Source organism: Peribacillus sp. NPDC097224 (assembly GCF_044761985.1).
Taxonomy (GTDB): Bacteria; Bacillota; Bacilli; order Bacillales; family DSM-1321; genus Peribacillus.
In genome coordinates this window covers 236,663-260,426 of the sequence record NZ_JBIWDK010000002.1, presented here as the reverse complement: position 1 = coordinate 260,426, position 23,764 = coordinate 236,663, and the positions used below count along the sequence as shown (strand labels likewise).

Annotated in this window: 15 protein-coding genes and 1 pseudogene; 12 read left to right on the top strand and 4 right to left on the bottom strand. The window is 34.7% G+C overall.

The genetic code is table 11. The annotated features are described in order from the left end of the window. Positions 1-30: 30 nt before the first annotated feature. From ACIQXR_RS04800 to ACIQXR_RS04790, 3 genes are all read right to left on the bottom strand, one after another. On the bottom strand, positions 31-1,200 hold the full coding sequence (locus ACIQXR_RS04800; protein WP_403079566.1) for a site-specific integrase: 1,170 nt from the start codon (positions 1,198-1,200) through the stop codon (positions 31-33). Between the two features lie 151 nt (positions 1,201-1,351). Further along, positions 1,352-1,621: a helix-turn-helix domain-containing protein gene (locus ACIQXR_RS04795; protein WP_403079565.1), complete on the bottom strand. Its 270-nt coding sequence runs from the start codon at positions 1,619-1,621 to the stop codon at positions 1,352-1,354. 1,067 nt (positions 1,622-2,688) lie between these two features. Continuing rightward, a complete protein-coding gene (locus ACIQXR_RS04790; protein WP_403079564.1) occupies positions 2,689-3,108 on the bottom strand; it encodes a hypothetical protein in 420 nt (139 codons plus the stop codon). A gap of 258 nt (positions 3,109-3,366) precedes the next feature. Between ACIQXR_RS04790 and ACIQXR_RS04785 the strand changes: the two are divergent. The 11 genes and pseudogenes from ACIQXR_RS04785 to ACIQXR_RS04735 all read left to right on the top strand — a co-directional run. Next, positions 3,367-3,531: pseudogene (locus ACIQXR_RS04785) on the top strand (TIGR04540 family protein); the annotation flags it as partial. Positions 3,532-3,554: 23 nt separating this feature from the next. Next, positions 3,555-4,151: a DUF1819 family protein gene (locus tag ACIQXR_RS04780; protein ID WP_403079562.1), complete on the top strand. Its 597-nt coding sequence runs from the start codon at positions 3,555-3,557 to the stop codon at positions 4,149-4,151. A 9-nt stretch (positions 4,152-4,160) separates the two neighbouring features. After that, a complete protein-coding gene (locus ACIQXR_RS04775) occupies positions 4,161-4,727 on the top strand; it encodes a DUF1788 domain-containing protein (RefSeq protein WP_403079560.1) in 567 nt (188 codons plus the stop codon). A 17-nt stretch (positions 4,728-4,744) separates the two neighbouring features. After that, positions 4,745-8,323, top strand: a complete 3,579-nt coding sequence (gene brxC / locus ACIQXR_RS04770) for a BREX system P-loop protein BrxC (RefSeq protein WP_403079558.1) — start codon at positions 4,745-4,747, stop codon at positions 8,321-8,323. 18 nt (positions 8,324-8,341) lie between these two features. Further along, positions 8,342-11,839, top strand: a complete 3,498-nt coding sequence (pglX, locus tag ACIQXR_RS04765; protein ID WP_403079557.1) for a BREX-1 system adenine-specific DNA-methyltransferase PglX — start codon at positions 8,342-8,344, stop codon at positions 11,837-11,839. Between the two features lie 532 nt (positions 11,840-12,371). Further along, complete coding sequence (locus ACIQXR_RS04760) at positions 12,372-12,686, top strand: hypothetical protein (RefSeq protein ID WP_403079555.1); 315 nt, start codon at positions 12,372-12,374, stop codon at positions 12,684-12,686. A gap of 229 nt (positions 12,687-12,915) precedes the next feature. Further along, positions 12,916-15,474 carry a BREX-1 system phosphatase PglZ type A gene (pglZ, locus tag ACIQXR_RS04755; protein WP_403079554.1) on the top strand — a complete coding sequence of 853 codons (2,559 nt, stop codon included), beginning with the start codon at positions 12,916-12,918 and terminating at the stop codon, positions 15,472-15,474. 16 nt (positions 15,475-15,490) lie between these two features. Next, on the top strand, positions 15,491-17,548 hold the full coding sequence (gene brxL / locus ACIQXR_RS04750) for a protease Lon-related BREX system protein BrxL (protein WP_403079553.1): 2,058 nt from the start codon (positions 15,491-15,493) through the stop codon (positions 17,546-17,548). 2 nt (positions 17,549-17,550) lie between these two features. Then, complete coding sequence (locus ACIQXR_RS04745) at positions 17,551-17,685, top strand: hypothetical protein (RefSeq protein WP_403079552.1); 135 nt, start codon at positions 17,551-17,553, stop codon at positions 17,683-17,685. Positions 17,686-18,442: 757 nt separating this feature from the next. Next, the gene (locus ACIQXR_RS04740) at positions 18,443-18,574 is read left to right on the top strand and encodes a hypothetical protein (protein WP_403079549.1); all 132 of its coding nucleotides are present in this window, start codon (positions 18,443-18,445) and stop codon (positions 18,572-18,574) included. An 848-nt stretch (positions 18,575-19,422) separates the two neighbouring features. Next, positions 19,423-19,632, top strand: coding sequence for a hypothetical protein (locus tag ACIQXR_RS04735; RefSeq protein ID WP_403079547.1), 210 nt, complete (start codon positions 19,423-19,425; stop codon positions 19,630-19,632). Positions 19,633-19,991: 359 nt separating this feature from the next. Here the strand turns inward: ACIQXR_RS04735 and ACIQXR_RS04730 are convergent, their stop codons facing one another. Continuing rightward, complete coding sequence (locus tag ACIQXR_RS04730; RefSeq protein WP_403079545.1) at positions 19,992-20,966, bottom strand: ParM/StbA family protein; 975 nt, start codon at positions 20,964-20,966, stop codon at positions 19,992-19,994. Positions 20,967-21,272: 306 nt separating this feature from the next. Between ACIQXR_RS04730 and ACIQXR_RS04725 the strand changes: the two genes are divergently transcribed. Next, positions 21,273-23,492 carry a phage/plasmid primase, P4 family gene (locus ACIQXR_RS04725; RefSeq protein ID WP_403079542.1) on the top strand — a complete coding sequence of 740 codons (2,220 nt, stop codon included), beginning with the start codon at positions 21,273-21,275 and terminating at the stop codon, positions 23,490-23,492. Positions 23,493-23,764 lie beyond the last annotated feature (272 nt).

The following is a 23,764-nucleotide window of genomic DNA, read 5'->3' as shown; positions in this document are numbered from 1 at the left end:
ATCCATGGTCAAAACCATGGTCAGAAACTTTTATATGCTCATGAAAGTTTCTAACTTATTAATTGCTTCATCTTTGGCTTTTTCGGATACATGAGCATAGATATTCATAGTAGTCTGAACATCGGTATGCCCTAAGCGATCTTGAACCTCTTTTATACTGACTCCCGCCTCGAATAATAGGGAGCAATGTGTGTGGCGGAATCCATGGGTTGTTATTTTTGGAAGGTTAAATTCAGTTAATACTTTCTCAAGCCACTTTCTTGTTTTAGTAGGTTGTAAAAATTCGTTATGTTCGTTGCTGAAAACCAGTTGTTTTGGATTTAATGTGGTAAAGCCCAAAATAAGATAGTCTTCTTGTTGTTGCTTTTTCCATATTTTTAAAATAGCCATTGAATTTTGATCCATTTTTATTGTTCGAGCAATACCTGTCTTTGTGGTTTTTACATAAATTTTATTATTTTTACCTCTAGAGATTGCTTTATTAATGCGAATCTCATTTTTTTTGAAATCAATATCCTTCCAAGTTAACGAAAGAGCCTCACCTTTACGCATCCCACTGTAAGCAAGAAGATGAAATAACACATATGCTTTAAAATTCTTTTGTTGCTCCATACATCTAAGAAATTTAATGAGCTGTTCCTTAGTGTAGAAGTTTTCAAGTTCGTCTTCATCATCAATGCGGACAATTTTCAATTTTTTTGGCATTTCTACTAAAGCAAAGGGATTTGTCTCAATATAACCACGCTTAATTGCAAAGTCAATTACTTTTGAAGCGTATGCTTTGACCATTCTGTATTTCTTTAACTTAGAAGCCCATTCATTAACATGTCTTTGACATACATCAACATTCATTTTATCAATTTTATATGGTCCAAGAGTAGATAAAATATGATTACGGAAAATACCAGTTGTCTTAATAAACGTACTTTCCTCAACTGTTTTCTCATACTGAATGATCCATAACTCATAGATATCTGCATACGTTTCTACTTGTCGTTTTTTAAATTCTCCCTTGCTAATTTCAAGTTTAATTCGAGCTAATGCTAGGTCGGCTTCTTTTTTTGTTTTAAATCCTCGTCGAGTAGTATATTGTTCTTTACCAGTTAATAGGTCAATCCCGCAATACACTTTAAACATGTAACATTTTTCGTTATTTTTTTTTGTGTACATTTTAATAGCTGTATTTTTGGTTTTATTCATTTTTCTTCCTCCTATTATCTTACGGAGACAAGATGTAGAGGATGAATGTTTGTTACCTACCATATGAAAGCAACATATTTATCATATATGACTAAAGCGTTGATACTCAAGTATTCTATCGCTTAAATTCTACAAAATCTCTTCCTTTTTCTTAGTAACTAAATTTATTTAAAAAATTATCAATTTCTGTTTTTGAAACACGTTTTATACCTTCAATCTCACAAACTTTTAATCCCATTTCACGATACTTAATGAACGTGTTATAAGATACTCCAATATAATCACAGGCTTCTTTTATACTCTTCCATTCCTTTGTGGTGGTGTGTTGCTTCTGATAATCCTTCATTGCATCAGTAATCCAGTTTTTTAATGGAATCTCGACAGAACTTAACGTCTCCAAATTGTTAATTGATTGGCTCAATTTATTTCCTCCTTTAACTTTTACTTTATAATTAAATTATAAAATGAATTTTATAATCTGTGAATAGAATAAGTGTCTAACCATGCTTGACCTCTTTTACCTGAATATGTAATTATTCGCTTTGCCAGAAAATAAAAAGTTCATAGAAACATTTTAATGAACAAATTATGATTTTTCTTATATTCGACGTGATCCTGATGAAAGTGAGAAATCTAAATCCAAGTTTAAGAAAATTAAGGAGCTAATCCGGGAATGCGAGATAACGTTCAAAAATAGTGTGAATTTTTTTTTATGGGATAGATAAGAAATGAAAAACGGGAAAAGTAATTAAAAAATAACATAGTAGGTGAAGGAAATGAGAATCATCTCTGTCTTTCCAACTCGGGATTTTGAGTTACTATTGGTGTTTGATACGCAAGAAGAATACCTTATGTTAGATATTCAACAATTTTTAAAAATGATAATGGTTTATTAGCTGATGTAAGAGATAATCTTGAACTATTTTTACAAGTAACCCTGGATGTTATAGCTTGAACAGTTTGTTGGCCAAAAAACCCCACCGATCTAGAAAATATGAAAAATTGACGAATCAAATATAGTAATCTTATAGATTTATGAAATAAAAAATTAATTAGTAATTGGAGGATTAGATGATGAGCTTTTTTGTTGGAGAATGCCTTGCAACCAGGGGGAAACATAGATAAAACGCTATATATAAAGGTTATGAAGAAATGAATCCTGTTTATAAAAGAATATGTGTAAATCTTTTAAGATACATTGTGTTACATTCAAAGTAAAAGTAAAATAAGAATTAAGTAAAACTGAGATACGAGGTGACAATCGTGGAATTGAGAAACTTCGCATTTTAGATACAAGATTATTCATGTTATCTCACAGGAAAAAAATGTACGTAAAGAATGAGCTGGGAATTGTATCTCCAAGCTCATGTATTTTACTGTCCGTGTTTTACTAAAGCCCCAGTTAGTTCATTAAGGATTATTGTCTTTATGGAGTAGTATCTCTTCCGTCTGCGTTGGGTTTCTCATTTTAGGGGTTAGTATAGACCTTTAATGGTAGTACCACCTTTCTCCGTTTCCTTCAGATATTGGCTCTTTTGTCTCAGCATCTTCAATTAAAAATTTATGAATCATATTTTCTTTTGTCTCTTTAATGGAACAAAAAAGATATATTTGCCTTTTAGGGTCTATATTTGGGTGTGTATTATTGTAAATATTAACTAGTGAATATTTTTCCGCATGTTTATTTACTGTTGATTTTAAATCTTTATACAGAAGTTTTTCTCTAATATTCAGGGTTGCAGTTTTGAATTCACTATAATTTCCTAAGTTGTTTCTTTTATAAAATTCATTTGCACTGATTAGTAGTTTATTGCTATTATCCGTATACTTTTCGGAAGTTTGTGCATTTACATTAACATTTATTAATATAAGCATAGTTAAGATTAAAACAGACAATTTAGTTTTCATTGGGCCTCTCTCCTTTAACAATATTAAAGGTATTATCCCCAATTTTTGATTTTCTTATAGAACTAAACTGCCCCGTTAGTTTAAGTATATTGCTTCACAATCTTAATAGCTACTTTAACATAAATATCGAATTGAGACTAAAATTATTTTATTAGATGTAAGGCAAGTTATCATACCCTTTTACGAAAAATAAACCATTTCCTATAACATAGCCAACTTTTTATAGAACTCAACCTGAGTTAGCTCGATGCGTATTGGTCAGAGGAGATTAAAGAAGAAGTATTAATAGAAGGAATAAAAAGTATGCATGAAAATAATCAGGATAAACTGATGAAGAATTATGAATTTACGAAAGTTATTCAACAGCAATGTGGAATATTAAGATTAGCAATAGTTACAAAAATATTGGAGGTAGTTCATTAGTCTTGTGTGAAAGGTTTGGTTAGATGACAACGGATTTAGAATATTCTTCTGTGTTAACCGGTGCGGGATACATGCTCTATGAAATTAAACAAATTTCTGTTTTAAAGAAAAAAGGGCTTTTGGATAAAGAAATAAGACAAGAAGTATTAGAAGAAAATGTATTTCAATATGAAAAAATGTCGAGTATTAAAAGGGCTCTTCCATATATTTTAAAGCGGGTAAACGTGTTAGATGAAACATTATTACAACTAATTACTCAGGAGTCGTTAGAAATAGCTAAGATAATTAATTTATATGCAATCATGAAATCTGATCGGCTATTTTTTGAATTTATGTATGAGGTGATTCAAGAAAAACTACAAAAAAATGATTACTTATTAGAGAAAAAGGATGTCAATTCATTTTTTATTGTAAAAGCTGAGCAGAGTGATTTTATAGAAAGTTGGTCAGAGTCAACAATAGAAAAGTTGAAACAAGTCTATAAGAAAATTCTACTGGAAACAGGTATGCTCAAGAGTTTAAGGACAGGTGAATTAAATCGACTTATCATCGACGAGCAAATTAAAGACCACCTTAGACGGATTGGCGATATCCAATATATAAGTGCGATAGGTGAGTAAGGGGGCAATATGGCAAATTTGAATGCAAGACTTGATAAAATAATACCGAAAATCAAAGAGGATAAGTTTATCGAAGGACGTGGACTTGGAAACGAAATCAGTTTTTATGTCTTCGATTATGAACCGGATAGTGAGCTTGCCGTGAGGGACTATATCAATCACATCAAGAAAGAGTTTAGCTATGAAGGAACGAACAGACGAATTATCGAGGTTGATTTATACAAAATGCTTATCGAGATTACAAAAGAAAAGCGGATTTTCGACCGTATTTTTGATATGGAAGAACGACAAGGAAAGGATGCATTATTCAAGGCAATGACTACATTTGCAAAACCAGGTGTATTCCTCCAAAAAATTAAGGAGCAAATGGGGGATCATAATGTTGTTTTTCTTACTGGGATAGGAAAAGTGTACCCGTTTGTACGGTCTCATAATATTTTGAACAATCTGCAGGAAGTATTAGATAAAACGCCTGTCATTATGTTTTTTCCAGGAAAATATGATGGACAGTCCTTGCAATTGTTCAGTAAATATAAGGATGATAACTACTACCGAGCATTTCGCTTAGTTGATTAGAAAGAGAGGGATTTTAGATGATTTTAAAAGATATGTTTTTAAAAGATATAGAACGTGATATACGTGGAGTAATTAAAGTTGCCCAAACAAATGAAGATGACATTTATCAAGAACTTGATGAATACGTCGTGACGCAAGAGCTACTTAAACATTTATCGAAGTTTTATGATAATTACCAAAAAGGAATTAATGGAAAGACTGACAAAATGGGTGTATGGATTAGCGGTTTCTTCGGGTCAGGTAAATCCCATTTTCTTAAAATTCTTGCTTATCTTTTAGAGAATCAAAAGGTGAAAGGTAAACAGCCAATTGAATTCTTTAAAGAAAAAATTCAAGATCCTCTTGTTTACTCTAATATGAAGCGAACTGCTGATGTCGATACAGAAGTGATTTTGTTTAATATTGATTCGAAAAGCTCCCTTGATAATAAATCTAAAGAAGATGCCATATTACGTGTCTTCATGAAGGTATTTTACGAGCATAGAGGCTATTATGGGGACATCCCTGGTGTTGCTGAGATGGAGAAGTATTTGGACAAACAAGGCGTTTATGGGGCCTTTAAAGCTGAATTCAGAGGATTAGCAGGTGAATCATGGGAAGAGCGCCGTAACAGTTTCTATTTCGATGCAGACTTTGTTATTGGGGCATTAACAAAAGTGACAGATATGTCGGAAGAGTCGGCTCGTAATTGGTTCGAAAACGGTGTCAATAACTTTGAAATTAGCATTGAGAAATTCTCTAAAGACGTAAAAGAATATATTGACGAAAAAGGCCCGAATTTTCACCTAATCTTTCTTGTAGATGAAATCGGTCAATATATTGGAGACAGTCGAAATTTAATGCTTAACTTGCAAACACTTGCAGAAGACCTTGGTACACATGCACATGGGAAAGTGTGGATTATGGTGACATCACAAGAAAGTATTGATTCTATTGTGAAAGTAAAAGGGGATGATTTCTCTCGTATTCAAGGACGTTTTGATACAAGATTATCCTTGTCTTCCATATCGGTAGATGAAGTAATTAAGAAACGTATTTTGGAGAAGCACTCACATGTTGATGACAAACTAAAGGTGTTTTTCCCTGAAAAGAGTGCCATCTTGAAAAACCTTATTAGTTTCCGTGAAAGTACAGCGGATCTTAGAGGTTTTGATAATGAACAGGAATTTGCGGAGGTCTACCCATTCATTCCGTATCAATTCAAGTTGTTACAAAAGGTGTTCGAGCAAGTACGGAAACATGGTACTTCAGGAAAGCACTTGTCCGAAGGGGAACGTTCGATGCTCTCGGCGTTCAAGGAAGCAGGGTTACGGTACAAGGATGCTGAAGAAGGTACGCTCATCCCGTTTCATGCGTTCTACGATACGATTAAAGAATTCCTCAACCCATCTATTTCAAGGGTGATAGAGGGAGCAAATGAAAATCCAGCGTTAAAAGACGACCCATTCAACATGGATTTACTGAAAGTATTGTTCATGATCAAGTACATTAAAGAATTACCAGCAAACGTTGATAACATAGCAACACTCATGGTGACACATATTGATGAAGACAAGTTACAAATGAAAGAAAAAATCAAAGTAGCCCTACGAAAGTTGATTTCGCAAACATTGATTCAAAAGAACGGCGACTATTACCTGTTTTTAACGGATGATGAGCAAGACATTAACAGAGAAATTAAGCAGATGAACATTGATGAAGACATCGTGAAGCGGGAATTGGCAAATTACATTTTCCAAGACCTATACGATGATAAACGGTTCAATTACTCGAGAGAGTATGCCTTTTCCTTCAATCAGAAAATGGATGAAAAAAATTATGGCAATCAAGCATCAAGTATTGGATTAAACATCGTTTCTCCATTATCTGACCATTATCATAAGTCAGATCAGGAAATAATGATGATGTCTTCGGGCATTGGTGAAATGATCATTAAGCTTGGTGGAAATGGGACATACGTAGAAGAAATGGAAGAAGCATTACGAATCGAGGAATTCCGTAAGAAAAAGAACATAACTCAGCTTCCAGAAAATATTCAAAATATCTTAAACAACAAACAAGCAGAAGTGCGTGAACGTAGACGTAGAGTGCGTGAACTACTTGAGGATGCAATTAAAGACGGAACCTTCTTTGTGAATGGAGATAAAATGGACATTAAAGGTTCTTCTGTGAAGGAGAAAATTAATTTTGCTTTCAAACAATTGGTCGATAATGTGTACACGAAACTTGGTTATGTGAAAGAGCATTTGGAAAGTGAAAGAGCATTGATTCCTATTTTAGCCTCTGACACAGATCAGATTTCTTTTGATGATAAAATAGGTACAAACCCGAATGAACTTGCAAAACGTGAAGTCTATGAATTTATCGACTTGCAAGATCAAATCCAGAAGCAAGTACGAGTGAAAATTGTCTATGACCGTTTCCAAGATAAACCGTATGGCTGGAAACTGCTCGACATCGCAGGACTTATTGCGGAATTACTAAAAGAGCAACGTATCCGTATTCGTTACAATGCAGAGTATCTGGAGCCAGAAACAGATACAAACAAATTGCTTACGGTATTTGCAAAAACATCCGAAGCTGATAAAGGAATCATTCTTAAACGAGTGAAAGTGGATGAATCTCTCATTCGTACAGCGAAGCGTGTATGCAAAGAGGTCTTCAATACCACAGATTTAGCGGATGATGAAGATGGCCTTGTTAAAGATATCCGTATGTTAATTGAAAAACAAATAGCCGAAATCAATGGATATATAGCACGGTATGAAGGTAGAAAATATCCAGGTAGAAGCTTACTTGACAAGGGATTGGATTATTTTGGATATTTTGATAATAAACTCGATAATGTTTCCTTTTTTACGAAGCTGAATGAGTTAGAAGATGATTTAGCAGATTGGGAAGAAGATATTGCCTATGTGAAAAGTTTTTTTGGTACGAATCAAAAAGAAATATTCGACCAAGGTTTAGCGGGACTGAACAACTATGAGGAAAATAAAGCATACTTGTCAGTGCAAGAGATAGTCGGGGCAATGAATCAACTCCGTTCAATTATTCTTGATCCAATCCCATATCGGAAAATTAAAGATATCCCAGAACTTGTTCATGCTTTGGAAGAACAAATCAATCTCGTTTTATCAGAGAAAAAAGAAAATGCCATAGAAAAGTTAAAGGTAGATTATGATGAATTGTCATTACAATCAAAGCAATATGGTGTATCAAAAGAAACGAAACAGCATGTAGACGATTACTATGATGGACTAAAGTCTAATTTGGATACATTTACAGATATTTTTAAGGTAGATGCTACTATTTCACAAAGTACAAGTTTCAAAGAACGAACAGAAATGGAGATTAGACGTGAAATCGTTGAATGGCAAAATAAAAAAGCGGAAGAGTATAAAAAACAAACTGGTTTACAAGTTGTGGACCCACCAATCATTGAACCTACTATTCTAAAACAAAATGTAAAAGTAACAGAGCTCGTTGCAATAAAAACACTATCTACAGAAGAAGATGTAGATCAATACATTAACACGTTATCCAATAAATTAAAGCAAATCATCAAATCGAATAAACAAATTAAGTTTATAGAATAAGCGAGGTGAGAAATGGTTATGAACAAAACAGCATTGAAAAAATTCGCAATAGAAGCACGGGTAGAGTTACTTGAAAGAGTAGAACTGCAAGCACGAAAACTCGGAATCACAGCAGAAGCAGTTCAAAAAGCAAACGTTGAAAGCTCGGATGCAGTCTTTATTGACGGTAAACAGCTTTCAGATACAGAAAGACGACAACGAAATAAACTTATTGTTCGTATTAATGAAATCAGTTTTGAAAGAGTAATGGATGAAACAGCATACACATGGTTCAACCGTTTCATCGCACTTCGTTTTATGGAAGTGAACGACTATCTACCAACGAAAGTGCGTGTTCTTTCCTCGAATTCAGGTAGTGCCGAGCCAGATATGATGAAAGAAGCGTTATCGTTGGATTTAGAGTTGGACAAAGAATATGTCTACGATTTGAAAATGAACAATAAAACGGATGAGTTGTTCAAATACCTGATTAAAATGCATTGTAACGACTTGAACCGGTACATGCCGTTTATGTTTGAAACGATTGAAGATTATACAGAAATTCTTTTTCCAGAGGGGTTGCTTGGGACGGATTCGTTTGTGAGACAAATGACGGATACTAATGTCATTCCTGAGGATAACTGGGAAAAGGTTGAGGTTATCGGATGGCTCTACCAGTATTATATTTCAGAAGAAAAAGATGAGGTATTCGCTAATCTGAAAAAAAACATCAAAATAACCAAAGATACACTTCCAGCGGCCACTCAGCTTTTCACACCTAATTGGATTGTTAGATATATGGTCGAAAACTCATTAGGGAGAACTTGGTTAGAAAGTTATCCAGAAAGCCAATTGAAATCCGAATGGAAATATTATTTAAATGAGGCAGAGCAAGAAGATGAGGTAATTAAGCAACTTGAAGATATTCGTTATAAAAACGTGAATCCAGAAGAAATTACATTTCTTGATCCTTGTTGTGGAAGTGGACACATTCTTGTATATGCATTTGATGTTTTCTACGACATGTATCTTGAAAAAGGTTATATGGAAAATGAGATTCCTCTACTAATTTTGGAAAAAAATATCTTCGGGTTGGATGTTGATGATCGTGCAGTCCAATTAGCATCTTTTGCAGTTGTGATGAAAGCAAGAGAAAAATCTAGAAGAGTATTCAGGAAAGCTATTTTGCCAAATATTTGTGCAGTGCAAGAAAGCAATTGGTTAACAGATGAGATGATTATGAATTTGTCTGGAAATAATGAACAGTTAATAGGTATGCTTAGTACTATCCGAGAGGCTTTTTTTAATGCCAAGGAATATGGTTCTATACTACATGTCGAGCCCATCGATATCTATATTCTTGAAGAATCCTTCAAACGGTACAAAGGAGAACAAGCAAATCTTATAGAGATGCTTGACAAACAGATAGTAGAGGAAAATTTACCTCAATTGTTGATGCAATATAAAATTTTAGGTGGGAAATATGACGTAGTTTGTACAAATCCACCTTATATGGGTAATGCAAATATGGGTAATGATTTGAAGAATTTTGTGCAACAGAATTATGAAAAAAGTAAAGCTGATCTATGTGCAGTGTTTATTGAATCAGCTTTATCCCAAACGAAAAAAAATGGATATTGCAGTATGGTAACAATGCACTCTTGGTTATTCTTAAGCTCATATGACATGCTTCGTAAGTATCTCTTAGATCAAACAACCATTTCATCAATTTTACATTTAGGAATGGAAGCATTTGAAGGGATAATAGGTAAAGTAGTCCAAACTGTTGCTTTTGTTTTACGAAATAATAATATTGATGAATTTAAGCCCACAGGTATTAGATTAGTAGATTTTTATGATGGAAGAAAATACGAGAAAGAATCACAATTCTTTAATCCGATAAATAAATTTAGTTCAATAAGCCAAAATGATTTCAACAAAATTCCCGGTAGTCCAATTGCATATTGGGCATCAGATAAAGTGGTAGCCTTATTTAATAATAATAGCCCCTTGTCTGAATTCGTGGAACTAAAAGTCGGTTTGCAAACAGGGGAAAATAGTAAGTATTTACGCTACTGGCATGAAGTGAACAACAATAAAGTCGGATTAAATCTTAAGAATTTAGAAGAAGCAAAGTATAGTAACAGAAAATGGTTTCCTCATAATAAAGGCGGACTGTTTAGAAAGTGGTATGGAAATCAAGAATATGTTGTTAATTATGAGAATGATGGAAGTGAATTAAAGAAGGATCCTAAAGCGAGTTGTAGCAGTAATCAATACTACTTTCGAGAAGGGATGACCTGGACTGATTTGACTTCAGGCGGGTTTAGCGGGAGATATACTGAACCTGGTTTCGTCTTTGATAATGGGGGACAAACCTTGTTTCCGAAATACTACGATGAGTCACTTTTATTTGAAACAATTGGGTATTTGAATTCTATTGTAGCTCAACACTTATTAGATTTGACAGTTACAGGGCTTCATTATCGAGTGGGGTATGTTGGAGCGTTACCATTTTTATCACTATCCGACAATGAAATTATTAAAAGGGTAAAAGACTGTATTAATATTTCAAAAAGAGATTGGAACTCATTTGAAAATTCTTGGGATTTCAGTCGGCATCCACTATTAATTCATAAAGAAGGTGTAAAGAAAATTGAATTTGGCTTTAAAAAATGGCAATACCGAAGTGAAGAACAATTTAAACAGCTGAAAAAAAATGAAGAGGACTTAAATCTTATTTTCATTGATAAATACAATCTGCAGGGCGAATTAAATCCAATGGTCGAAGAGAAATATGTGTCCGTCAGAAAAGCTGATTTGGAACGAGATATCAAAAGCTTCATCTCCTATGCCATCGGTTGTTCTTTCGGTCGTTACTCACTCGATGGAGATGGGCTAATCTATGCAGGCGGAGAGTTTGATTCTTCTCGCTATCAAACATTCCCAGCAGATGAAGACAATATTCTCCCAATCTTACCAGGTGCTTATTTTGAAGATGACATCATTACAAGATTCGTGGATTTCGTTCGGGTAACATTTAGTGAAGAAACACTCGAAGAAAACCTCGATTTTGTTGCTGATGCGATTGGTCGAAGAAAGAACGAAACAGCAAGGGAAGCGTTGCGTCGTTATTTCTTAAATGACTTTTACAAGGATCATGCACAAGTTTACAAGAGGAGACCGATTTATTGGAAGTTTACGTCGGGCAAGGAGAAGGCGTTCAATTGTCTCATCTATATGCATCGATATGATAAATCTACACTTTCTCGTATTCGGACGGATTATTTACATGAGGTTCAGATTCGAATGGATGGAGAGAAGAAGGACTTACTTAATATCATTGAAGGAGATTCCACAGCAAAGGAAATTAGCAATGCGAAAAAAGAATTGAAATCGCTCGATAAGAAAATCGACGAATTGAAAGTGTATGACGAGCTGTTGCATCATATGGCGGATATGCAGATTGATATAGATCTGGATGATGGTGTGCAAGTGAATTATGAGAAGTTTAAGGGGTTAGTGGCGAAGATTTAACTTTAGAATGAGAAGCGATTCCTATTCATGGACTTGCTTCTCTTTCATTCATACGTATTGTGACAATCGGGTCAATTGTTCTTTTTAAGATGTAGGGGCTAAAAAAATAGGGTGGTACTTAATGGTAATAGTTGGAGTGGAACACAGTTCTTACAGGTGTTTTATCTGGAAGTGCAGTGCTTATAATTGGAGCAGTAGGTGGCGGATTCTTTAGATACTTTCGCGGTAGGAAGAAATCAGCATTAGTAATTGAAAGGAATAACATGATATATCAGCCCTGGATGAACTGAATCCAATAAGTAATTTTGAATTGAATGTTTTAAAAAATATAGAAACCCCTATACTGATGGAGGTTGTTACAAATGAATATAAGTATTGATTATCGATGGAGTTACAAGAAAAGTGCAATTATTTATATTCACAAAAAGAGCAATTTAATAAAATCAACTTAGTTTCTGTTGCTCATAAGAAAAATTGTAAATATATTTGAAAATGGATATGAAGAAGTCTAATTAAAGGAATCAGTAATAATATGGACAGGGAAGGGAACGAATGGACGGTAGAGCATTTAGCCTTATCAGTTGAATTAATTCGAAGAGAGGATTTCAATAAACCTATTATTAATCTCCTGAATAATGAAGATATGTATGATAGTGAAGTTTGTGTAGATGAAGCTAATAATATTTTTGTTCCGATTTATGGAGGTTTAGTACATGTATACAATTCTGTTTTAAATGCAACTGTAAATGGTGTAAGTAATAAATTACCTCCATTTAAAAAAGAATTAGGTATGTCGCTTGCCGAGTACATGGCTCTTAATTATGACTTGCAGATACACAAAAGTTAAGAAAATATGAGCTAAGAGAAGAAATTATATTCAAATCGCAAGAAATAATAGAAGATTTAAAAGAAGTTATTAGAAAATAGTACTGATATACAAAGTTGAAGAAGTCTAAGTGGATAATTCGAAATTTATAGAGGTTGTAGTTAAAGTACCTTTAATTAATCAAAAAGATATATCTATCTTAATTGTTGTATCTTAGTTTTATTATGGATGTAGAGAGTAGGTGAATGCAATGAACATGACACAAATCGAATCTACCTTACAGGACATTTTCAATGAACCGTTAAAAGACGGAGAACAGCGAAAGATAGTGTTTTGGGTGGACAAAGATGAGGAATTTATAGAGGAGATTGGGCAATTGGAGATTGATGGGGTTAAATTCCAAACATTATCCAATCATAATCAGTTTTATATAAAGCATTTATTGGAGGAAGAAGATCCGACTTCTTCATATTTGATCTATACAAATTTGGAATTAGGAGTAGAGGATAACTGGCTGGCGGATACGGTGTTGTATTCAAAGACGTTTTTTGCGGATCGGTTATCACTTATTTTGAGTGAGCTTCACATTGATCCATCACTCAGAGCAACCGTTAAAAAACATGAGCGATTCTTTAACAACAAAGAACGTTTCCGTAAATTCCAGGCATTTGGAATCGAATCCTTTACAGAAGAAACGATTGAATTGGCAATCATGAGCATGTTGTGCAACGTGAAGACACCTGACTTTGAAGCTGTGTTAAAAGCGATACTGATGGATTCGCTGGACGATAATGAAAACAAATACTTATCACAAATGGAGAAATTCTTTGACCTTTATGTGTTTTGGACGTATGTGGAAAATCATTATGGGTACGAGCGTGAAACAAAGACGTTGAAGACGTTGTTCATTCATTTGACAGTTACAGCTTTTAATCATTCGGTGAGTGAAGATTATTTGATGACCGTGCAGGATTTTATTGCTGTGCGAAACAAGGCTAATGCATTAGTGTTCATCGACCATTGGATGCATCATAAAACAGACTATACAGTTTTTGATGTTTATGCTGAAATGGTTGAACAGGAAATCCAACTTTCGAGTATTATGCAATCTGTACCGATAGACGAGTTCAGGCAGGCGGATACATTCCCCTATATCGACCGAGCAATCATCATTCACATTGCAAATAGCCTAATGGAGAAGCTGGAAGATTACGAGGAATACACGAAACTCATTAAGCTAAGAAGAGCAAAGCATTACTACGAGAAGTATGCGTCTGTATACGAAGCACTTTATTACACAGTGAAGATGCATGAATTTCATAAAAAACATCAACAAGGCATCTGGCAAGGTCGGGCGATTGACCTGTACGAAGCGTATAGAAAAGAGTATCACGTCATGGATACATACTACCGCAAGTTTTACGTTGCGTATGATGAAGAAAGTAACCATGAATTATTGAAAAAGCTGAAAGAGCTTGTGGAACATCTGTATACGAATTGGTTTATGGGCGAGTTAAGCTCACATTGGTCACAGGCAGTGAAGTCGGAAATGACAGAAGATTGGTCACTTCCTGGTGTGCAGAATCAACAAGGGTTTTATTCATCGGTAGTTGCACCGCATATCCGAAAAGGTGAAAGAGCCTTTGTCATCATCTCGGATGCGATGCGGTATGAAGTAGGTGTTGAGCTGGCAGAACGGTTGAATAGCGAGACAATGGGTGTTTGTGATATACAGACTATGCTTGGGGTTGTACCGTCTGTTACAAAACTTGGAATGGCATCACTGCTTCCACATCGGAACATTGATTTTGATGAAAACGGGCGGGTACTTGTCGAAGGAAAAGATTCTGCGGGGCTTGAAAACCGTAAGAAAATCATCCAATCTTTTGAAGAAGAGAGTATCGCTGTACATTTCCAAGACGTGCTGGCAATGAATAAGGCAGGCAGACGTGAAAAGTTCAAGGGAAAGAAGCTTGTCTATATTTATCATGATACTATTGATGCGATGGGCGACAAAGCATCAACGGAAATCTACACGTTTAATGCAGTGGAAACGGCGTTGAATCAGTTATACGACTTAGTAAAAATCATTCGGGATGATCTAAGTGGAACGAATGTGTACATTACTGCGGATCATGGCTTCTTGTATCAGCGGGATGCACTGGAAGAGAGCGACAGGATTGGAAATGAAATAGTGGATGCGACTGAAGTGAAACGTCGATATGTGCTATCAAAAGAGAAGCGTGATGTTCCAGGACAATTGGCGATTGAGCTATCTTCAGTTGTGAAAAACGAACATCAATTGACGGCGTATGTACCGAATGGAACGATTCGTAATCGTATACAAGGGGCAGGTGTGAACTTTGTACATGGTGGAACAAGCCTACAAGAAGTCGTTGTTCCGTTACTCGCCTTCAAAAATAAGCGGGCAGGACAAAAAGGTTCCCAAGCCATTCAAAAGATTGATATCAGACTAACAAGCACAACACGCAAAATCACGAACAGCATTTTTAACTTGGATTTCTTCCAAACTGAAAAAGTGGGAGATAAAGTGATTGCTCGTACAGTCATTATTTACATGGCGGATTCTGAAGGGAATGTGCTTTCTAACGAAGAAACGATTATTGGAGACCGTGCATTTGATAACCCAGCTGAGCGCACATTCAGGATCCAGCTTGTCTTAAAAAGCATTTCATATGATCGCAACAAGACATATTATTTAATTGTAAAAGATACAGAAACAGGTGTTGTTACGGAGAAAGTACCGTTTTCTATTAACTTAGGAATCGTAAGTGACTTTGATTTTTAATTAAGGGGGTGTAATCATGGAAGAGAGAGAGGAAGAAATGATAACGCTTGACCTCGATAAAAAGCTGAATGAAGCATTTGCGGGTCGTGTCGTCCGTAAAGATTTGACGAAGCTTATTAAAGAAGGGGCAAACGTACCTGTTTATGTACTTGAGTATTTATTAGGGATGTATGCGGCTACGGATGATGATGAAAGTATCACTGAAGGTGTAGAGCGGGTTAAGAAGATCCTAACTGATAATTTTGTCCGTCCCGATGAAGCGGAAAAGATAAAATCAAGAATTCGGGAGCTGGGGCAGTATTCAATTATTGATAAAGTAACTGTTGCATTGAACCCGAAGATTGACACTTATGAGGCAGAATTTTCTAATCTTGGATTGAAAGGTGTTCCAATCGCGCCAAACTTTGTAAAAGAGTTCGATAAGCTTCTTGTTGGTGGTATTTGGTGCATGGTCAAGATTGATTACTATTATGATGAAGAAGTCCGTGCCATGAACCCGTTTAACGTGAGTAGTTTACAACCAATTCAAATGCCGAATATGAATATGGATGAGGTATTTGAAGGGCGGAAGCAATTTACGAAGAATGAATGGATTGACGTGTTGATTCGCTCGACTGGAATGGAGCCGACACAACTTGAAGAACGGGTAAAGTGGCATTTGTTATTACGGCTTGTTCCACTTGTCGAAAACAACTATAACATGTGTGAACTTGGTCCTCGTGGGACAGGGAAATCACATGTATATAAAGAGATTTCGCCTAACTCAATCTTAGTATCAGGTGGTCAATCAACCGTTGCCAATCTTTTCTATAATATGTCCACTCGTAAAATTGGATTGGTTGGTATGTGGGATTGTGTAGCTTTCGACGAAGTTGCAGGTATTCGATTTAAAGACAAAGACGGAATTCAAATTATGAAGGACTACATGGCAAGTGGCTCTTTCGCACGTGGGAAAGAAGAGAAAAGTGCTTCTGCCTCTATGGTATTCGTCGGAAATATCAACCAAAGCGTAGATGTATTACTGAAAACATCGCACTTGTTTGCCCCATTTCCAGAAGTAATGGCGAAAGATACGGCATTTTTTGACCGAATGCACTACTATATGCCAGGTTGGGAAATTCCGAAAATGAGACCCGACTTTTTTACGGACAAGTATGGATTCATCGTCGATTATGTAGCAGAGTTTTTCAGAGAAATGAGAAAGCGTTCATTTGCAGATTCGATTGACCGTTATTTCAAACTTGGTAATAACCTTAATCAGAGGGATACCGTTGCCGTTCGTAAGACGGTATCGGGTTTGGTGAAGCTCATCTATCCGCATGGTGAATATACAAAGGAAAATATTGAGGAAATCCTACAATATGCATTGGAAGGTCGTCGTCGTGTCAAAGAACAGCTCAAGAAAATCGGGGGCATGGAGTTTTACGATGTTATGTTCTCTTATATAGATAAGGAATCATTAGAAGAGGAATATGTCTCTGTTCCAGAACAAGGGGGCGGTAAACTCATTCCAGAAGGCATGGGTAAGCCAGGGCATGTTTATGTCGTTGGTCATGGTAATTCAGGAATGATTGGCGTGTACAAGCTTGAAAACCAAGTCGTAAGCGGAACAGGAAAGTTTGATAAATCAGGTGTTGGCTCATATCGTGAAGCAAAAGAAAGCTTGGATACTGCATTCAGATACTTTACTGCTAACAGTAAAAGTATTAGCAATGTGATTAGCACGAAAACAAAGGATTATCTTATGCATATCAGTGATCTTCAAGGCATCGGACTAACGAACGAACTAGCTATTGCGGAGTTGATTGGGCTATGTTCAAGTGCGTTGGACAAAACTGTTCAAGAAAGTACGGTTGTCATCGGTAATATGACTGTTGGTGGCACGATTGCAAAAGTAGAAGAGTTTGCGAACGTACTTCAAGTGTGTGTGGATGCGGGAGCTAAGAAAGTATTGATTCCTGCATCCTCTGTGATGGACTTGCAAACAGTTCCACCTGATTTGCTGGTTAAGGTACAACCCATTTTTTATTCGGATCCAATTGATGCGGTTTATAAGGCTTTGGGGGTAAGTTGATTATGGGGAATTTGATTCCAAAAGCTCAAGGCCAAAAAATAACCTATGCAGACGTAGAAAGTTTTCCAGAAAAGCAGACAGAGTTATTTGACGGGAATTTTAAGTTTATGGAAAATGAAAAAAAGCCTTGTTATTAGCTTACCTTACAAACTTTGGTTTAGAATATTTTGTAGGCATTCTTCCTTCCGAATCAGTGAAGGAACTAAAAGATTTATTAGCTAAAACCAATAAGGATAAGTTATTATAAGCTTTGACCATTCCTTATGCTAAAATAAAAAAGCGGGTTCATAACTTAATATCGATAGGACTAAAACAACTTTTTAAAAATTAAAAAGGTTACATTTAGTCCTTTTTTATAACCATTTATTTTCAATTTTGAATGATCTCTAAATTCTGAATAAATAAATTGAGAAACGAAATAATACAAAATGTTAGTTGGTTTCCTAATAGGAAAGCTCAACAGGAGGTATATTTCATGAGTGGGGATTTCCGGAAAAAGACTTGAGGAACGCAGAGTAGAAAAAGGGATTTCGATTGAAACATTGGGTAAGTGTGTATGGTTTCAGTAAAGTTATCGAAAGAATTGTACAGGGAGAAAAACAAGCAAGAATTAGTTATCCAATGATTATTGCTATAGCTGTTGCATGAAGTAGACGTAGATAGGTTAATTGAAGCTCCAGCGAAGATTAAATAGTAGTAAGATTTGTTTTATATCAGAGGAAATGGGGCTGTCTCATAAGTCCTTTTTCTAGTGAAATAACGCAAAATTGAAGAGGCAGAAATGTTGTTAAATCAACATTTCTGCCTCTCTCTGTTTATTTAATTTTGGCTTAATTACCCCTTTTGGGACAGCTCCTTGTTTTATATCAAATGAACATTGTATGGAGGGGAATCATGAATATCAAAGAGTATCGTAACTTGGAAAAATCTATTATCAATATTATTGGAGTGTTAGTAGGCGATGCTCTAATGATTATTCTTGCTCTCATTTCCGCATATTATGTTATTGTTGCTCTAATTTTGTGAAACAATTAATGAAAAGCTCATAAATATTCATACTATTTCAGTAAAATCACATGAAAGAGTAATGACCTTTTACATAATAGTAATGAAATAATTTTTTAAGGCTTAGTTAAAGTGTAAGGTTGATTTTTAACTCATTGAAGGATGGATAGTGGATTTCTCTTGCTTATATTTGAATTGGAAGTTTATTAAATATATGTTAAAGAGACTCTTGAGGGTGGTAAGATATGAACGGATTACAATGAAGTTCATTTTTATTTACACTCAAAAAAATATTCATTAGATAGATTACAATGAATTTCTAAGATGACGTCTCACTATTTTCATTGAGAACTGGATGAACTTATTTCTTTGGAATTCAAATAATTAATTGTAATAGTTAGGGAAGAGGCTATTAGTAAAAGTATAACTAAAATCAACGAAATACCTATAAATGCTTATTTTTAATACGCACCTTCCTTAGGTGGGTAAATAACCGTAACTAATACAAGTTAACTTCCAAATCATCCGATAATAATAATACTATTTAATAATCATCACACAACTTCGTTAGTTTAAGCAAAAATCTTCACTATTTCACTTTAACATTAATGTCTAATTATCTTATGGATTATTTTGAAAATAACAAAACTATAACATAGGCCTTTTTTTAAAAAAAATGATGAAAAATTCATACATGTTCATACTATTTTCGTAACATTTTATAAAAGAGTAATCATCTTTTAAATAATAGTAGTGCAATAATTGTTACGGCGGCTGAACGGGTGCATTAAAAAAAGATGCTACTTGTTTAGAAAACTTTTAATTTAATGATTTGATTAAAAATTGCTGAATTGAAGGGAAAATGAAACATGATGAAGAAAGCATATGAAGAGTCTCAAACGGGACATTTATTTCCAGCCCGTACAGATACAAAGTGGTGGCACAACTATTGTATGAAAGGTGAAATTCGGTTTGTAAAAGGTAGACTAAAATTCGGAAATAATAAAAACTCTGCACCTTTTCCCAGTGCGATTGTGATTTTAAGTGTACCAACATTAGAGAATGTAATTTCAGCATAATAAATTATAAAACTGCGTTGGTAAATGAATAAGGAATAAATAAAAGTGCTGGGATTAATCCAGCACTTTTATTTATTAGAATAAGTTGTTTATGGTGTTTCTCGTGCCTTCGCTTATTGTTGGGTGGTCAATGATACTTTTATTCTTGCTGGATATAGTGACTTTATCAATAAGTAGTAGTTGGAGTATCTCTTGTATTGCTTTTTCGGTAGCGTGGGCAGTAGTATCATTTAGCATTTCTTTCCGAATAAGACTTCTTATATATTCGCTTAAATTACAAGTTCCTCTTTTCCTCTCAATAAAATCCCACAAATCACTATCAGACGGTAAAAAGCTGATAGTGATTTTCTTGTGTGTGTTCACGAGTATTTGACCTTGATAATTTCTAAGAAACTTTTGACGTTGGCGAATTGTGGATTAATCAAAATAGACGCTTGAGGAAAGCTCTTTTGGATTTCTTTTTGCAACAAAAGAGATCCTCCTCCAGCGAAATAAATCCTATCCTGATTAAACGTGTAATTATGCTGTTTAGCATAGTTGATGATTTGTTCAAAGTGGCTTGCTTTTATATAATTGATTACACTTTTGCTGTCTTCATCGATTTTCCCCATATGGCTATAATAACCCTTCTGTATTATCTGCTCTAAGTCATTTGCAGATATGTTGCGGTTATATCTCTGTACCAATTCTTGCTCCAATTTGGCTTTTAATGTATTCATCCCAAGATGAGATACAGTCATGCTATTAAAATCTGGTTGGATTCCATTAAACGTACAGTAAGTTGTGTTTAGCCCCCCTATATCTAATACAGCAGAAGAGGAGATTTGTCGTTCTACGGTATTCGCATAAGTTAAACCCATACCCTCGAAACAAATGGTCACGTCATTTAAACTGAAGTTATATTGGCAGTTATTTAAACGGAAATAGATAGTTCTGTTATTGTTCTCTACAAATTTCTTAAATGAATCCTTCAGGGACTTAGATTTATAGACGTTTATGGGAACATTGACGGCCACGTGCAATTGAACATTATGAAAGTAAGAATTTGCTTTCTTCATCATTTCAACAATTACAGTATAAATGGCGAGTTTATGAATGAGAGTCTCTTTACTCAAATTAAAATCGCTCTGGTTTTCGGAAACCATATCCCCTAACAAATACTGTGTATCCTCATATTCAACCTTAAATGAATTTGGTTGTATCTCTACCCCTACATCACTTACTTCTTGAAGTTTGGTACGAAACAACATTGTGCTTGTTTTCCCCTTGTATTCCATCATAGCTTTTGTTGCGTATTTTCCAGAATCAATTGCTATAAATACATGTTCGTTCAAAAAATCGTCTCCTCTCAAATTTTATTACTTTGTATCTTATACAGATCGTAGACGTGATATAAGAAAATTTAAGAAAAAGAGGTCGAAGTGTGTTCGAGGATTTCTTAATTTTTCTTAAATGATAAAAAAGCTCGAACAGTATAAAGCATAAAATGCCTATGTTAGTCTCGTCTGTTTTTGTAGAATGGCTCTTGTATTAAGGTGATAGACATCAAAAATGAGCTCGAACATACTCGAACCGAAAAGCTATTTCTAGTAATTGTCAAAGTCATTATAATGTGGTTATCAACTAAAAGGAGGCTTTTAATGTATAAAAATATTCCAGAAGAAATGAAAAGAAGAAAACAATGGGTTTGCTATAAAGCAACTCTAAGAGGTAGCAAAATAACGAAAGTTCCTGTTAATCCAATTAACGGAACACCAATTAATTCAAACAGGGAAGATAACTGGCTTGATTTTGAACAAGCCATTCATTATACAGGTAACCATGTAGTCACAGGGATTGGATTCGTGTTTACAGACAAGGACGATTTTGTAGGAATTGATATTGATGCATGTGTAGATGAATCTGGAAAATTCAATCAAGTGTCAGAGGAAATCCTTTGCCAATTTGAAGGTAGAGCATATGCAGAATATTCTCCAAGTGGACAAGGAATTCATTTAATTACTAAAGGTATAAAGGAAACCAATCGTTCTAAGAACAGTGAATACGGATTAGAAATCTATCAAAATAAACGATACTTCACCGTAACAGGGAACATGTTAGACGGTTTCAGCGACATACAATGGTCTACGGATAAAATAAATTCCATTTGCAAAATATTTTTAGAAAAAGGAGAGGAAGAAGAGCCAGTGATGTTATCAAACGACAGAGAGGAAAAAACAGATGAAGATTTATTAGAAATTATGTTTAGAAGTAGGAACGGTCATCGGCTAAGAAGTTTATATGATGGAGATTGGCAGGATTATTACTCCTCTCAAAGTGAGGCTGATTTAGCATTTTGCAACGCTTTAGCCTTCTTCACACAAAAAGATTCTAACGAAATGGACACATTGTATAGAAAGTCTGGGATGTACCGCAGTAAATGGGATGACATTCATTACGCAGATGGAAGCACATATGGAAATGTTGTTATAGATAAAGCAATAGAAGGTACGGGAGCTATATATAAGCCGTCGAATATCGGTGAAAATGTAAAGATTATGGAAACTAAGATTAATAAAAAAGAGAAAGCCAGTGAATTTCCTCTTTGGTATATGAAAGTCTCAAATTCACTAACGTTCATGCCAGGTATTTTAGCCAAGCACTTACAATCTGAGCAAAAGATGATTTACAACAATGAGTGTTTCTTTCTATATGAAAATGGGGTTTATCAAAAAATAGAAGAGCAACAAATGAAGAAGAAGATTCAAAAGCATTTATTAGATGAGCATAGTAAGTCTTCACATGTGAGAGATTCATTAGAACAGTTAAAAAATAGAGTCTGGTATGATGGAGATCTTTTCGATTCTCCATTACTCAAAAATAAAATTAACTTTAGGAACGGTATTTTAAATCTTACTACAAGAGAAGTGGAAGAACATTCTCCTGAATTTGTTACTACAATCCAAATAAATGCAAACTATAATGAGTCAGCGGCGTGTCCAATTTTTCACGGGTTTATTAATGGTTCTTTATCTGGAAAGGACGTTCTGATTGCACAAGAACTAATGGGATATCTGCTCATACCAGAAACGGTGGCAGAAAAAGCATTTATTCTATATGGACCAGGAAGAACAGGTAAATCAACAATCCTTAAATTGATTGAACATATTTTAGGGAAAAAGAATATCAGTAATGTAGCTTTGCAAGATTTATCTCAACAGTTTAAACCAAGCCTTTTATTAGGTAAATTAGCGAATATTTATGCGGACTTGCCAAATAAAGCACTACAAGACACTGGTATATTCAAAACATTAGTAAGTGGAGATACGATTGTTGCGGAAGAGAAATTCCGTTCACCATTTTCTTTTAGTAATAAATCCAGACTACTCTTTTCTTGTAATGAGCTTCCAGCAAACTATGTAGACAGAACGGATGGCTTTTACAGAAGGTTGATTATTCTTCCTTTTTTAAAACAAGTGGAAGTATCTAAAATTGATATAGCTCTACAGGCAAAACTACAAAATGAAACAGATGGAATTGTACGATGGTCTTTGGAGGGTCTTGAAAGACTTATAGCTAACAACTATCAATTTACGAAAAGTGACACGACAGAAAACCTACTGTCTGACTATAAAAAACAAAGCAACAATGTCATTTGGTATGTATCAGAGTTTTGTGAGCTAAAAGTAGATGGTATTGAATATAGCCAAAATCTATATCAGCATTATAAAAAAACATGCTTAGAAAATAATATGCAACCGATATCTCAGACCAAGTTTAACAAATCACTTGAAATGGAATATAAACGCAACATCCTAAAAACGGAAGATAGTAGTAAGAGAATTATTTTCAAAGGTATCCGTATCAGAAAAAAACTATAAATGATTATTTCCAGAGAGAAGATAACAACTACGAGGAAAGGGGTTCAGGCAAAAGAGAGAGTTTTATTTACTATTACAATTTTTTTAGAAAATAAGTAGTTAATAACTAACTTCTATAGAAGATACAAAAATACTCCCTCAAATACCCGCATATTCCCCTCCTTGTGGTTGTAATAATCCTCTTATATTGATTTTTTTTAAAGCTGATAATAGAGGTGAATTATTTTTCTAATATAAGTATTTTAGAAAAATAGTCGGTAATCCCTTTTTGA

Excerpts from the sequence above, each read along its gene's own strand:
- ACIQXR_RS04800 (WP_403079566.1), bottom strand. The coding sequence starts at position 1,200 with ATGAATAAAACCAAAAATACAGCTATTAAAATGTACACAAAAAAAAAT.
- ACIQXR_RS04790 (WP_403079564.1), bottom strand. The coding sequence starts at position 3,108 with ATGAAAACTAAATTGTCTGTTTTAATCTTAACTATGCTTATATTAATA.
- ACIQXR_RS04780 (WP_403079562.1), top strand. The coding sequence starts at position 3,555 with ATGACAACGGATTTAGAATATTCTTCTGTGTTAACCGGTGCGGGATAC.
- ACIQXR_RS04775 (WP_403079560.1), top strand. The coding sequence starts at position 4,161 with ATGGCAAATTTGAATGCAAGACTTGATAAAATAATACCGAAAATCAAA.
- brxC (WP_403079558.1), top strand. The coding sequence starts at position 4,745 with ATGATTTTAAAAGATATGTTTTTAAAAGATATAGAACGTGATATACGT.
- pglX (WP_403079557.1), top strand. The coding sequence starts at position 8,342 with ATGAACAAAACAGCATTGAAAAAATTCGCAATAGAAGCACGGGTAGAG.
- ACIQXR_RS04760 (WP_403079555.1), top strand. The coding sequence starts at position 12,372 with ATGGACAGGGAAGGGAACGAATGGACGGTAGAGCATTTAGCCTTATCA.
- pglZ (WP_403079554.1), top strand. The coding sequence starts at position 12,916 with ATGAACATGACACAAATCGAATCTACCTTACAGGACATTTTCAATGAA.
- brxL (WP_403079553.1), top strand. The coding sequence starts at position 15,491 with ATGGAAGAGAGAGAGGAAGAAATGATAACGCTTGACCTCGATAAAAAG.
- ACIQXR_RS04745 (WP_403079552.1), top strand. The coding sequence starts at position 17,551 with ATGGGGAATTTGATTCCAAAAGCTCAAGGCCAAAAAATAACCTATGCA.
- ACIQXR_RS04740 (WP_403079549.1), top strand. The coding sequence starts at position 18,443 with ATGAATATCAAAGAGTATCGTAACTTGGAAAAATCTATTATCAATATT.
- ACIQXR_RS04735 (WP_403079547.1), top strand. The coding sequence starts at position 19,423 with ATGATGAAGAAAGCATATGAAGAGTCTCAAACGGGACATTTATTTCCA.
- ACIQXR_RS04725 (WP_403079542.1), top strand. The coding sequence starts at position 21,273 with ATGTATAAAAATATTCCAGAAGAAATGAAAAGAAGAAAACAATGGGTT.